This window comes from Pseudomonas sp. R-28-1W-6 (genome assembly GCF_009799925.1).
Taxonomy (GTDB): Bacteria; Pseudomonadota; Gammaproteobacteria; order Pseudomonadales; family Pseudomonadaceae; genus Aquipseudomonas.
This window is the reverse complement of record NZ_WELK01000001.1, coordinates 477,041-489,576: the sequence shown is the minus strand read 5'-3', so window position 1 is coordinate 489,576 and position 12,536 is coordinate 477,041. Positions and strand designations below refer to the sequence as shown.

The following is a 12,536-nucleotide window of genomic DNA, read 5'->3' as shown; positions in this document are numbered from 1 at the left end:
CAGCGAAGCCCAATGGTGGCGGCGGAATCCTTGCGTTGGGCTTCGTCGCTACGCTTCTCAACCCAACCTACGCGCTAACTCGGCCCCTAGAACAAAAAATCCCGGCGATTGCCGGGATTTTTGCATGTAGGGAGTTACTGCGCCGCCTGCATGGTGCGCGCCCGCTCGATCTGCCTCTGCTTCTTGTAGGCCAGCGCCGCCGGCGCCACCTTGGTCACCTGGCCGGTTTCCAGCCACTTCTTCAGGCGATTGGCATCGGCCATGTGGGTGTACTTGCCGAAGGCATCCAGCACCACGAAGGCCACCGACTTGCCGGCCATCTGCGTGCGCATCACCAGGCAGTGGCCGGCGGCGTTGGTGAAGCCGGTCTTGGTCAGCTGGATGCTCCAGTTGGGCTTGTGCACCAGGCCGTTGGTGTTGCGAAAACCCAGGGTATAGGCCGGCTTGCGGAAGGCCTGGGTGTGCTCGCGGGTGCTGCTGAACTGGCCGATCAGCGGGTACTGGGCGCTGGCCTTGACCAGCTTGACCAGGTCGTTGGCGGTGGACACGTTGCCTTCCGACAGCCCGGTCGGCTCGCTGTAGCGGGTACGCGTCATGCCCAGGGCCCGGGCCTTGGCGTTCATCGCCGCGACGAAGGCCGGCACGCCGCCCGGGTAGTGGTGGGCCAGGCTGGAGGCGGCGCGGTTTTCCGAGGACATCAGGGTCAGCCGGAGCATGTCGCGGCGGCTCAGCTCGCTGCCGATGCGCACCCGCGAATAGACCCCGCGCATCTCGTGCACGTCCTTGATCACGATGGGCAGGGTCTGCTCCATGGGCAGCTGGGCATCCAGGGTGACCATGGCGGTCATCAGCTTGGTGACCGAGGCGATCGGCACCTGCAGGTCGGGGTTGCTCGAATAGAGGATCTGGTTGGTCTTGAGGTCGACCAGCAGGGCGCTGCCGGAGGCGAGCTCCTGGGTCGCGCCGCTGCGTTCGACCGCGCTGACGGACGAGGCAACCATGGCGAGGCCGGCGAGCAGCAGGCCAACGAGCGAATGACGGATATTCACGGAGACGGTCCCCTGGATTAGGAATGGAAAGCCAGGGCGTCCGTGCAGGCCTTGTCAGTATAAGTCAGGCCGATGACAGGCCGGCAGCGCTTTTTCCCGGCTGGCAGGCGGCGTGGCGCGGACTAGAGTGGGGGAACGCTATCCGTCACCGCCGAGGCCCGCCATGAAAAGCCCGCTGCCGTTAGCCGAGGTCTACCGCCTGATCGAGCCGGGCCCGGTGCTGCTGCTCGGCACCCAGCGCCGTGGCGTACCCAATGTCATGCCGATGTCCTGGCACTGCATGATGGAGTTCGAGCCGCCGCTGATCGGCTGCGTGGTCAGCGGCAACGACTTCTCCTTCGCCGCGCTGAAGAACCGCCGTGCCTGCACGCTGAACATCCCCCAGCGCGACCTGGCCGAGCAGGTGGTGGCCTGCGGCAACAGCTCCGGGCGCAACCTCGACAAGTTCGCCGCCTTCGGCCTGCACGCCGAGCCGGCCAGCCTGGTCCAGGCGCCGCTGATCGCCGAGTGCTTCGCCAACCTGGAATGCCGGGTGGTCGATACGCGCCTAGTGAACACCTACAACTTCTTCGTGGTGGAAGTGCTCAAGGCCTGGCACGACCCCAGCGTGAGCCAGCCGCAGACCCTGCATCACCGTGGCTACGGCACCTTCATGGTAGCCGGCGCGGAGATCACTCTGACCTCGCGCATGCCCTAGGGCGGGCGGTTTTTCAGGCGAGTTGCCTGCGCAGTTCCGCCAGCACCGGCGCGCTGTCCGGACGCACGCCGCGCCACAGCAGGAAGGCCTCGGCGGCCTGCTCCACCAGCATGCCCAGGCCGTCGATGCAGCGCGCGGCGCCATGATCAAAGGCCCAGCGGTTGAACGCGGTGGGCTGCTTGCCGTACATCATGTCGTAGCAGACCGTGTGGCCCGGCTTGATCAGGCTCGGCTCGATCGGCGGCAGCTCGCCGGCCAGCGAGGCCGAGGTGCCGTTGATGATCAGGTCGACCGGCTCGCTGAGCCAGTCGAAACCGCTGGCGGCCACCGGGCCGAGGTCGGCGAATTCGTGGGCCAGCTGCTCGGCCTTGGCCACCGTGCGGTTGGCGATCACCAGCGCCTGCGGCTCGTGCGCCAGGATCGGCTCCAGCACGCCGCGCACGGCGCCGCCGGCGCCGAGCAGGAGGATGCGCTTGCCGCGCAGGTCGAGCCCGGCGTTGACCGTGAGGTCGCGCACCAGGCCGGCGCCATCGGTGTTGTCGCCGAGCAGGCGGCCGTCGGCCAGCTTCTTCAGGGTGTTCACCGCGCCGGCACGGCGCGCACGCTCTGTCAGCTCGTCGGCCAGGCGATAGGCCTCCTCCTTGAACGGCACGGTGACGTTGCCGCCCTGGCCGGTGGCGAAGAAGGCGCGGGCGAACCCCGCGAAGTCGTCCAGCGGCGTCAGCAGGGCCTCGTAGCTGAGCGCCTGGCCGGTCTGCGCGGCGAACAGGCGATGGATCAGCGGCGACTTGCTGTGGCCGATGGGGTTGCCGAACACGCCGTAACGATCGGTCACAGGCCGGCCTCGCCGAGCCAGTCGCGATCCTGCAGGAAGTATTCGGTCAGCCGCGCCTCGATGCTGCCCGGCTCGGGCTTCCAGTCATAGCCCCAGCGCACGTGCGGCGGCAGGGACATGAGGATCGACTCGGTGCGCCCGCCCGATTGCAGGCCGAACAGGGTGCCGCGGTCGAACACCAGGTTGAACTCGACGTAGCGGCCCCGGCGGTAGGCCTGGAACTCGCGCTGCGCCTCGCTGAACGGGGTGGCCTTGCGCTGCCGGACGATGGGCAGGTAGGCGTCGATGTAGGCATCGCCGATGGCGCGCAGGAAGGCGAAGCTGGTGTCGAAGTCCCACTGGTTGAGGTCGTCGAAGAACAGCCCGCCGATGCCGCGCGGCTCGCCGCGGTGCTTGAGGTGGAAGTAGCGGTCGCACCATTCCTTGTACTTCGGGTAGACCTCGGCACCGAACGGCGCACAGGCGGCGCGGGCCACCTGGTGCCAGTGCACGCAGTCTTCCTCATGGGCGTAGTAGGGGGTCAGGTCGAAGCCGCCGCCGAACCACCAGACCGGCTCTTCGCCTTCCTTCTCGGCGCTGAAGAAGCGCACGTTGGCGTGGGAGGTCGGCACGTGCGGGTTCTCCGGGTGGATCACCAGGGACACGCCCATGGCCTCGAAGCCGCGCCCGGCCAGTTCCGGGCGGTGGGCGCTGGCCGACGGCGGCAGGCTGTCGCCGAACACGTGGGAGAAGTTGACCCCGCCCTTCTCGATCAGCGCGCCGTTCTCGATCACCCGGGTGCGGCCGCCGCCACCGGCCGGGCGCTGCCAGCTGTCCTCGAAGAAGCGGGTGCCGCCATCCTCGGCTTCGAGGGCGGCGCAGATGCGGTCTTGCAGGTCGAGCAGGTAGGCCTTCACGGCCTGGGTACGGTCACTCACGGCAGTCATCCGGACGAGCTGGAAAGGGCGCAAGCATACCATCGTCGTCCGCCCCGCAGGCTTGACGGCGGTCAGCCGGAGCGCTTGCATGGAGGCTCTTTCGTCAAGGAATCGCGGACATGGCCAAACGCATCCAGTTCTCCCGCCACGGCGGCCCCGAGGTGCTCGAGTACCTCGACTACAAGGCGGCCGAGCCGGGCCCGCAGGAAGTGCGGGTGCGCAACCGGGCAATCGGCCTGAACTTCATCGACACCTATTACCGCAGCGGCCTGTATGCGCCGCCGGCGTTGCCGTCCGGCCTCGGCAACGAAGGCGCCGGCGAGGTCGAGGCGCTGGGCAGCGAGGTGCGGCACCTCAAGGTCGGCGACCGCGTCGCCTATGCCACCGGGCCGCTGGGTGCCTACGGCGAGCTGCACGTGCTGCCGGCCAGCCACCTGGTCAGGCTGCCGGACTCGATCGGCTTCGAGCAGGCCGCGGCGCTGATGCTCAAGGGCCTCACCGTGCAGTACCTGCTGCGCCAGACCTACGCCGTGCAACCCGGGCAGACCATTCTCTGGCACGCCGCGGCCGGCGGCGTCGGCCTGCTCGCCTGCCAGTGGGCGCGGGCGCTCGGCGTGCAGCTGATCGGCACCGTGTCGTCAGCGGAAAAAGCGGCGCTGGCCAAGGCCCACGGCGCCTGGGCGACCATCGACTACAGCCGCGAGAACGTGCCGGCGCGGGTACTGGAGCTGACCGGCGGGGCGAAGTGCCCGGTGGTCTACGACTCGGTGGGCAAGGACACCTGGGAGATGTCGCTGGACTGCGTGGCGCCGCGCGGGCTGCTGGTCAGTTTCGGCAACGCCTCGGGGGCGGTCAGCGGAGTGAACCTGGGCATCCTGGCGCAGAAGGGCTCGCTGTACGTCACCCGGCCGACCCTGGGCCACTACGCCAGCCCGGCCGAACGCCTGCAGGCGATGGCAGACGAGCTGTTCGCCCTGGCCGCCGGCGACCAGCTGCGAGTGGACATCGGCCAGCGCTTCGCCCTGGCCGATGCGGCCAAGGCCCACGAGGCACTGAGCAGCCGGCAGACCACCGGCTCGACCATCCTGTTGCCGTAGGTTGGGTTGAGCGCAGCGAAGCCCAACGGGCGATCCAGCTGGCGACTCTGCGGCTGAGCCAGTGATCGTCCGTTGGGCTTCGTCGCGTTGCTCCTCAACCCAACCTACGACGGTCGTATCACATCACCGGTCTGCAGGTCGCGGATCAGGCTGGGATTGCGCCGCCCGCCGAGGGCGCCGCCGAGCACGCCGTCGAGCTGGTCGTGGAAGTACTGCTCGACGCGCAGGCGCGAACGGGCGGAGGGGCGGCCGGCCGGATTGGCCGAGGTCGACACCAGCGGGCCGGTGAGGGCGCAGAGGTCGCGCACCAGCGGATGGTCGCTAACGCGCAGGGCCACGCTGTTGTGCTGTCCGGTGATCCACGCGGGCAGGCGGTCCTGGTGCGGCACCAGCCAGGTGTTCGGCCCCGGCCAGGTGCTGGCCAGGCGGTCGACCCAGCGCTCGGGCAGATCTTCGAGGAGGAAATCGAACTGGCGAATGTTGTCTGCCACCAGGATCAGACCCTTGTGCAGCGGACGATCCTTGAGCGCCAGCAGGCGTTCCACCGCTTCCCCGTTCCACGGGTCGCAACCCAGGCCCCAGACGGCCTCGGTCGGGTAGGCGATCACCCCGCCCTGACGAACGATCTGCGCGATGCGCTTTACCTGCCAACTGCTGTGCATGCCTACCCCCGACCAGAATCACTGGCGCGAGTGTACCGGCCTCAGCCGGCGCGGTGTAGCCAGCGACCCGACTCGCACACCACGCGGCCCTCCAGCTCCAGCTCGGTCAGCAGCGCCAGAGTTTCGCCCAGCGCCAAGCCGCAGGCCTGCGCCAGGCTTTCGCTGCTCTGCGGCGCCGCGCGCAGGTGCAGCAGCAGCGGATGCTCGTCGGCCGGCTGACTGCTGAGCGCGGGCGGCGCATTCTGCCAGCCACGCAGGGCCTCGAGGATATGCTCGACGCTCTCAACCAGCGTCGCGCCGTCGCGGATCAACTGGTGGCAGCCACGCGCACAGGGATGATGGATCGAGCCGGGAATCGCGTAGACTTCGCGGCCCTGTTCGGCGGCCAGCTTGGCGGTGATCAGCGAGCCGCTGGACGGGCTGGCCTCGACCACCAGCACGCCCAGAGCCAGGCCGCTGATGATGCGATTGCGCCGGGGGAAGTTGCTGGCCTGCGGCGGGCAGTCCAGCGGCAGCTCGGAGACCAGCGCGCCACCGCCCTCGACGATACGTGCGGCCAGGCCGACATGGCGTTGCGGATATGGCCGCAGCAGGCCGGTGCCGAGCACCGCCACCGTCTTGCCGGGAGCATCCAGCGCCCCCTGATGGGCCGCGCCATCGATGCCCAGGGCCAGGCCGCTGGTGATCACGAAGCCGCCGCCGGCCAGACTGCGGGCAAAGGACTGGGCGGTATCCAGCCCCGGGCGCGAGGCACGGCGGCTGCCGACCACCGCCAGTTGCGGCAGTTCGAGAATGCCCGGATCACCGGCGACGAACAGCAACGGCGGGGCATCGTGCAGTTCGGCGAGCAGGGCCGGGTAGGCCGGCTGATCCCACATCAGCAGATGCTGGTTGGTTTGCCCCAACCAGGCCAGCGCCTGCGCCGCCCGTTCACGGGTTTTCGCGGCACGCCGCAGTTCCGCGCAGGCTGGCGGCAAGCCCAGTGAGCGCCAGGCCGAAGCCGGCGCGCTGAGGGCGGCGGATGCCGAACCGAAGGCATCGAGCAGACGACGAAAACGCCGGGGGCCCAGTTCGGGCAGGCAGTGCAGGCGCAGGCGCGCCTCGAGTTCGGCAGGCGAGGTGGTAGTCACGGCGATCATCCTTGATCGATTGACGAAGCGCAGACAGAAAGCAGAACCCCCGCAGTGGCGGGGGTTCCGGGTATTACGGGTTCTTCACCTTGTCCATCACCGCCAGGTCGCGGGTGGCATACAGCACCAGCCCGTAGCTGAGCTTCTCGTAGGTGCGGAACACCATCAGCAGGCCGGAACGCTCGTCCGGGATCTTCACCGACTCGCCGGTAATGCGATCGCGCACGGTTTCACCGGTCTTGTAGATCGCCAGGACGTTGCCTTCGCTGAGGCCGTCGATCTTGCCCTTGTTCAGGGTCACCACATCGAACTGGCCGATGCGGGCCACGCCGCGCGGCACATCGAGGATCACGCCATCGACCTCGGTCGCCGGTTCGCTGGGCATGAAGGTCGAGTTGACCGCACGTTCCTCGGTGGGGAACAGACGGTCGCCCAGGCGCACTTCCTGGGTCGTGCGACTCAGGCTGACAGTGGCAATATCGCCTTCCTGAGCCACCACCTCACCGCTGGCGATATCGTCGGCATTGATGCCGAGGAACTCCTTGGTCTCAGGATCGGTATAGGCCTTGCCTTGGCGGAAGATGCCATACACCGGGTCGGCCTGGTCGAAGGTTCCGCGGGCATAGATGCGATCGCCAGCGCCGCTGACCACACGCTCGGCGTTGCCGGCCACAATGTAAGGCCGCTGGGTGAACTCTTCCGGAGTGTCGACGATGCGATTGGTCAACAGGAAGCTGTTGATCGCCTCCAGCGGAATGGCGGGAATCGCCTCGGCAATCGGCGTGCTGCGCACCTGCGGCGACAGCTTGATGGTGCCGCGCGAGGCACCGCGATTGAGGGTCAGGCGCGGCTGGCCATCGATGTAGATGAGGCTCAGGGTATCGCCCGGGTAGATCAGGTGCGGGTTCTCGATCTGCGGGTTGGCGTGCCAGAGTTCCGGCCACTTCCAGGGCTGGCTGAGGAACTTGCCCGAAATATCCCAGAGCGTGTCACCCTTGGTGACGGTATAGCGGTCTGGATGACCTTCCTTGAGCTGCACTTCTGCCTGGGCTAGACCGCCAACGGCGAGAAGCAGCAGGGCGAGTAGTGATTTCCTCATGCGGTGAATCCCTTTATTATGTGGCTGGCGCCTGTAAGCCGCAGAATACGTGGCTTCAAAGCCGTTTTTCAAAGCTGTTCATCATCTTAGCAGCGCTTTTTGACTTTATTCCACAAGTGCATCACAAACATCTATGGCGATTCTCAACATCCTCGAATTTCCCGACTCGCGCCTGCGCACCATTGCCAAGCCGGTCACCCAGTTCGATGACGCGCTGCAACAGCTGATCGACGACATGTTCGAGACCATGTACGCCGCGCCCGGTATCGGCCTGGCCGCGACCCAGGTCAACGTACACAAGCGCCTGGTGGTGATGGACCTGTCCGAGGACAAGAGCGAGCCACGGGTGTTCATCAACCCCGAGTTCGAATCCCTCACCGAACAGATGGACCAGTACCAGGAAGGCTGCCTGTCGGTGCCGGGCTTCTACGAGAATGTCGACCGCCCGCAGAAGGTCAGGATCAAGGCGCTGGACCGTACCGGCCAGCCCTACGAGCTGGTCGCCGAGGGCCTGCTGGCGGTGTGCATCCAGCACGAGTGCGACCACCTCAACGGCAAGCTGTTCGTCGACTACCTGTCCAGCCTCAAGCGCGACCGGATCAAGAAGAAGCTGGAAAAACAGCACCGCCAGCAAGCTTGACCCCGATTTCCAAAGGCTTGCTCCGGCAAGCCTTTTTCTTTTCCAGCAGTGAGTGATCCATGCGTATCGTTTTTGCCGGCACCCCGGAATTCGCCGCCCAGCACCTGCAGACCCTGCTCGACGCCGGCCGCCAGGGTGCTGGCCACCAGATCGTCGCCGTCTACACCCAGCCGGACCGCCCGGCTGGGCGCGGGCAGAAGCTCGCGCCCAGCCCGGTCAAGCAGCTGGCCCTGCAGCACGGCATCGCCGTGTACCAGCCGCAGACCCTGCGCGACCCGGCGGCCCAGGCCGAACTGGCCGCGCTCCAGCCGGACCTGATGGTGGTGGTGGCCTACGGCCTGATCCTGCCGCAGGTGGTGCTGGACACCCCGCGCCTGGGCTGCATCAACAGCCACGCCTCCCTGTTGCCGCGCTGGCGCGGCGCGGCGCCGATCCAGCGCGCGGTACAGGCCGGCGACGCCAGCAGCGGCGTTACCGTGATGCAGATGGAGGCCGGCCTGGATACCGGGCCGATGCTGCTCAAGGTCAGCACTCCCATCACCGCCGACGATACCGGCGGCAGCCTGCACGACCGCCTGGCCCGGCTGGGTTCGGCGGCGGTGGTCGAGGCGCTGGGCAAGCTGGCCGCAGGCCCGCTGCGCGGCGAAGTGCAGGACGATACCCAGGCCACCTACGCGCACAAACTGAACAAGGACGAGGCACGCTTGGACTGGAGCCGCCCGGCCGACGAGCTGGAGCGCCTGGTACGCGCCTTCAACCCCTGGCCGATCTGCCACAGCACGCTGCATGGCGAGCCGCTGAAAGTGCTGGCCGCCACGCTGGGCGAAGGCGCGGGCCAGCCCGGACAGATCCTCGCCGCCAGCAGGGACGGCCTGACCGTGGCCTGCGGCGAGGGCGCCCTGCGCCTGACCCGCCTGCAGCTGCCCGGTGGCAAGCCGCTGGCCTTCAGCGACCTGTACAACAGCCGCCGCGAGCAGTTCGCCCCCGGCCTGGTGCTCGGACAATGAATCCGCGCCTGGCCGCCGCCCGCGCCCTGGCCGCCGTGCTCAATGGCAAGGCCTCGCTGGGCAGCAGCCTGCCGCCGCTGCTGGACAAGGTCGAGGCGCGCGACCGCGGCCTGGCCCAGGACCTGGCCTTCGGCGCCGCGCGCTGGCAACCGCGCCTGGCCCTGCTGCTGGACAAGCTGCTGCAGAAGCCGTTCAAGGCCGCCGACCGCGACGTCGAGGCGCTGCTGCTGATCGGCCTGTACCAGCTGTTCTACACCCGCATCCCGGCCCACGCGGCGATCGGCGAGACGGTGGCCTGCGTCGACAAGCTGAAGAAGTCCTCGCTCAAGGGCCTGCTCAACGCCGTGCTGCGCAACGCCCAGCGCGACGGCGAGGCGCTCTGCGCCAGCCTGGACAAGGACCCGGTGCTGCACACCGCCCACCCGCGCTGGCTGCAGAAGCGCCTGAAGGCCGACTGGCCCGAGCACTGGCAAGCCATCTGCGCCGCCAACAACGAACACCCACCGCTGCTGCTGCGGGTCAACCGCCGCCACGGCAGCCGTGACGCCTACCTGGCCGAACTGCGCGGCGCCGGCTTCGCGGCCGAACCCTGCAGCTTCAGCCGCGACGGCATCCGCCTGCTCGCGCCCTGCGATGTGAAGAGCCTGCCGGGCTTCGCCGACGGCCGCGTCAGCGTGCAGGACGAAGCCGCCCAGCTGGCCGCCCAGCTGCTCGACCTGGCCCCCGGTCAGCGCGTGCTGGATGCCTGCGCCGCACCAGGCGGCAAGACCTGCCACCTGCTCGAGGTCGAACCGGGCCTCGCCGAAGTGCTCGCCCTCGACCTGGAGCCAAGTCGCCTGCTGCGCGTGCGCGAAAATCTCGAACGCCTGCAGCTGCAGGCCACCCTGATCGCCGCCGACGGCCGCGACACCGCCGCCTGGTGGGACGGCCAGCCGTTCCAGCGCATCCTGCTGGACGCGCCCTGCTCGGCCACCGGAGTGATCCGCCGCCACCCGGACATCAAGCTGACCCGCCAGGCCGACGACATCGGCGCCCTGGCCCAACTGCAAGGCGAACTGCTGGACGCCCTGTGGCCGACCCTGGAAGTGGGTGGCGTGCTGCTCTACGCCACCTGCTCGGTGCTGCCGCAGGAGAACAGCGACAACATCGCCGCCTTCCTCGCCCGTACCCCAGGTGCACGCGAACTGGATATCGGCGGTGACTTCGGTCTCAAGACGGCCCATGGGCGCCAACTGCTGCCTCAAGTCGACGGCCACGACGGCTTCTACTATGCCAAGCTGATAAAAATCGCCGCCTCAGCACGCGGCTAACGGAGCGATCAGTGAAGATCATCATTCTCGGCGCCGGCCAGGTCGGCGGTACATTGGCCGAACACCTGTCCGGGGAAGCCAACGACATCACCGTGGTCGACACCGACGCCGACCGCCTGCGCGACCTCGGCGACCGCCTGGATATCCGCACCGTGGTCGGCCGCGGCTCCTTTCCCACCGTGCTGCGCCAGGCCGGCGCCGACGACGCCGACATGCTGGTGGCGGTGACCAACAGCGACGAGACCAACATGGTCGCCTGCCAGGTCGCCTACACCCTGTTCCACACCCCGACCAAGATCGCCCGGGTGCGCGAGGCGGCCTACCTGACCCGCGCCGGCCTGTTCGACAACGAGGCGATCCCGGTCGACGTGCTGATCAGCCCCGAGCAGGTGGTGACCAACTACATCAAGCGCCTGATCGAATACCCCGGTGCGCTGCAGGTGATCGACTTCGCCGAGGGCAAGGCCCAGCTGGTGGCGGTCAAGGCCTACTACGGCGGCCCGCTGGTCGGCCAGCAGCTCAAGCAGCTGCGCCAGCACATGCCCAACGTCGACACCCGGGTGGCGGCGATCTTCCGCCGCAACCGGCCGATCATGCCGCAGGGCGACACTGTGATCGAAGCCGACGACGAGGTGTTCTTCATCGCCGCCAAGGCGCATATCCGTGCGGTGATGAGCGAGATGCGCCGCCTGGAAGACAGCTACAAGAAGGTGGTGATCGCCGGCGGCGGACATATCGGCGAGCGCCTGGCCGAGGCCATCGAGAGCCGCTATCAGGTGAAGATCATCGAGATGAACCCGGCCCGCTGCCGTTACCTCTCGGAGAACCTGGAAAGCACCATCGTCCTCCAGGGCAGCGCCTCCGACCGCGACCTGCTGGTGGAAGAGAACATCAACGACGCCGACATCTTCCTGGCCCTGACCAACGACGACGAGGCCAACATCATGTCGTCCCTGCTGGCCAAGCGCCTCGGCGCGCGCAAGGTGATGACCATCATCAACAACCCGGCCTATGTCGACCTGGTCCAGGGCGGCGATATCGACATCGCCATCAGCCCGCAGCTGGCCACCATCGGCACCCTGCTGACCCATGTGCGCCGCGGCGATATCGAGAGCGTGCACTCCCTGCGCCGCGGTGCGGCGGAAGCCATCGAGGCCATCGCCCACGGCGACGCCAAGTCGAGCAAGGTGGTCGGGCGGATGATCGAGGAGATCGCCCTGCCGCCGGGCACCACCATCGGCGCGATCATCCGCGACGAGGAAGTGCTGATCGCCCACGACGACACCCTGATCGAGTCGGGTGACCATGTGATCCTGTTCCTGGTCGACAAGAAGTACATTCGCGATGTGGAACGCCTGTTCCAGGTAGGTCTGACCTTCTTCTGAGCCCATGCCATGACCACGCCAAGTTCCCTGGAAAAGCTGCTGGCCAAGGGGGTCGACAACGCCCTGCTGCGTTTCGGCCTGGGCAAGGGCTACCTCGACGCCGGCGAGCCGGCGCTGGCCGCCGAGCACCTGCAGAAGTGCCTGGGCTTCGACCCCAACTATTCGGCGGCGTGGAAACTGCTGGGCCAGGCCTGCCTGCGCCAGGGCATGCTCGAGGAGGCGCGCCTGGCCTGGCACAACGGCCTGGAAGTGGCGCGCAGGCGCGGCGACAAGCAGACGGAAAAGGAAATGCAGGTGTTTCTGCGGCGTCTGGAGAAGGCGGCCGGTCAGGAAGGTGGAACCCCTTAGGGTGCGGTGTGCGCACCATTGGCAGCTGCGGGCTCCCGGTGCGCACGGCGCACCCTACGCGTAGCCCTTAATCGCGCTGGAAGATCAGCGCCACCCCACTGGGTTCGAAGCGCACCACTTCCATCTGCACCACCGGCGCCTCCATGGGCAGGCCTTGCACCTGGCCACTGACCTTCTCGCCGATCTGCAGCAGGCGCTGGGCATCGTCGATCACCACGAACACGCCACTCTCGGAAATGTCGCGCGTGGTCACCATCATCTGGCCGTGCACCGGATGGTCGATGCGCAGCTGGACCTTGAGCGGGGTGCGGTTGTGCTCGCGCTTGTTGTCCATGCCTACCCTGTAGCCTTGCCGTGGAA

14 protein-coding genes are annotated in these 12,536 nt (G+C 67.7%); 7 read left to right on the top strand and 7 right to left on the bottom strand.

Going from position 1 to position 12,536, the window contains the following annotated elements:
- Positions 1-134 precede the first annotated feature (134 nt).
- A complete protein-coding gene (gene pbpG / locus F3I62_RS02185; RefSeq protein ID WP_160488043.1) occupies positions 135-1,049 on the bottom strand; it encodes a D-alanyl-D-alanine endopeptidase in 915 nt (304 codons plus the stop codon).
- A 163-nt stretch (positions 1,050-1,212) separates the two neighbouring features.
- On the opposite strand from pbpG, the gene F3I62_RS02180 reads away from it, so the two are divergent.
- Entirely contained in the window at positions 1,213-1,746 is a 534-nt protein-coding gene (locus tag F3I62_RS02180; protein ID WP_160488042.1) for a flavin reductase family protein, read from the top strand.
- A 13-nt stretch (positions 1,747-1,759) separates the two neighbouring features.
- On the opposite strand, the gene aroE is transcribed toward F3I62_RS02180, so the two are convergent.
- Both aroE and hemF read right to left on the bottom strand, forming a co-directional pair.
- Positions 1,760-2,581, bottom strand: coding sequence for a shikimate dehydrogenase (aroE, locus tag F3I62_RS02175; protein WP_160488041.1), 822 nt, complete (start codon positions 2,579-2,581; stop codon positions 1,760-1,762).
- Positions 2,578-3,498: an oxygen-dependent coproporphyrinogen oxidase gene (gene hemF, locus F3I62_RS02170; RefSeq protein WP_160488040.1), complete on the bottom strand. Its 921-nt coding sequence runs from the start codon at positions 3,496-3,498 to the stop codon at positions 2,578-2,580. The genes aroE and hemF overlap by 4 nt, the downstream gene beginning before the upstream one ends.
- A gap of 119 nt (positions 3,499-3,617) precedes the next feature.
- On the opposite strand from hemF, the gene F3I62_RS02165 reads away from it, so the two are divergent.
- Positions 3,618-4,595: an NADPH:quinone reductase gene (locus F3I62_RS02165; RefSeq protein WP_160488039.1), complete on the top strand. Its 978-nt coding sequence runs from the start codon at positions 3,618-3,620 to the stop codon at positions 4,593-4,595.
- Positions 4,596-4,699: 104 nt separating this feature from the next.
- Here the strand turns inward: F3I62_RS02165 and F3I62_RS02160 are convergent, their stop codons facing one another.
- The 3 genes from F3I62_RS02160 to F3I62_RS02150 all read right to left on the bottom strand — a co-directional run bounded on the left by F3I62_RS02160 (position 4,700) and on the right by F3I62_RS02150 (position 7,486).
- The gene (locus F3I62_RS02160; protein WP_160488038.1) at positions 4,700-5,257 is read right to left on the bottom strand and encodes an L-threonylcarbamoyladenylate synthase; all 558 of its coding nucleotides are present in this window, start codon (positions 5,255-5,257) and stop codon (positions 4,700-4,702) included.
- Positions 5,258-5,298: 41 nt separating this feature from the next.
- Positions 5,299-6,396 (bottom strand): DNA-processing protein DprA, encoded by a 1,098-nt coding sequence (dprA, locus tag F3I62_RS02155; protein ID WP_160488037.1) that lies wholly within the window; start codon positions 6,394-6,396, stop codon positions 5,299-5,301.
- 64 nt (positions 6,397-6,460) lie between these two features.
- Positions 6,461-7,486, bottom strand: a complete 1,026-nt coding sequence (locus F3I62_RS02150) for a LysM peptidoglycan-binding domain-containing protein (protein ID WP_160488036.1) — start codon at positions 7,484-7,486, stop codon at positions 6,461-6,463.
- 133 nt (positions 7,487-7,619) lie between these two features.
- Here F3I62_RS02150 and def point away from each other — a divergent pair, with 133 nt between their 5' ends.
- From def to F3I62_RS02125, 5 genes are read left to right on the top strand one after another with little or no spacing between them, the layout of a single operon-like run.
- Positions 7,620-8,126: a peptide deformylase gene (def, locus tag F3I62_RS02145; RefSeq protein ID WP_160488035.1), complete on the top strand. Its 507-nt coding sequence runs from the start codon at positions 7,620-7,622 to the stop codon at positions 8,124-8,126.
- A gap of 59 nt (positions 8,127-8,185) precedes the next feature.
- On the top strand, positions 8,186-9,133 hold the full coding sequence (gene fmt, locus F3I62_RS02140) for a methionyl-tRNA formyltransferase (RefSeq protein ID WP_160488034.1): 948 nt from the start codon (positions 8,186-8,188) through the stop codon (positions 9,131-9,133).
- Positions 9,130-10,443 carry a 16S rRNA (cytosine(967)-C(5))-methyltransferase RsmB gene (gene rsmB / locus F3I62_RS02135; RefSeq protein ID WP_160488033.1) on the top strand — a complete coding sequence of 438 codons (1,314 nt, stop codon included), beginning with the start codon at positions 9,130-9,132 and terminating at the stop codon, positions 10,441-10,443. The genes fmt and rsmB overlap by 4 nt, the downstream gene beginning before the upstream one ends.
- Before the next feature lie 11 nt (positions 10,444-10,454).
- A complete protein-coding gene (gene trkA / locus F3I62_RS02130) occupies positions 10,455-11,828 on the top strand; it encodes a Trk system potassium transporter TrkA (RefSeq protein WP_160077369.1) in 1,374 nt (457 codons plus the stop codon).
- Positions 11,829-11,837: 9 nt separating this feature from the next.
- Positions 11,838-12,176 carry a tetratricopeptide repeat protein gene (locus F3I62_RS02125; protein WP_160488032.1) on the top strand — a complete coding sequence of 113 codons (339 nt, stop codon included), beginning with the start codon at positions 11,838-11,840 and terminating at the stop codon, positions 12,174-12,176.
- Between the two features lie 67 nt (positions 12,177-12,243).
- On the opposite strand, the gene F3I62_RS02120 is transcribed toward F3I62_RS02125, so the two are convergent.
- Positions 12,244-12,510, bottom strand: coding sequence for a PilZ domain-containing protein (locus F3I62_RS02120; protein ID WP_160077373.1), 267 nt, complete (start codon positions 12,508-12,510; stop codon positions 12,244-12,246).
- Positions 12,511-12,536 lie beyond the last annotated feature (26 nt).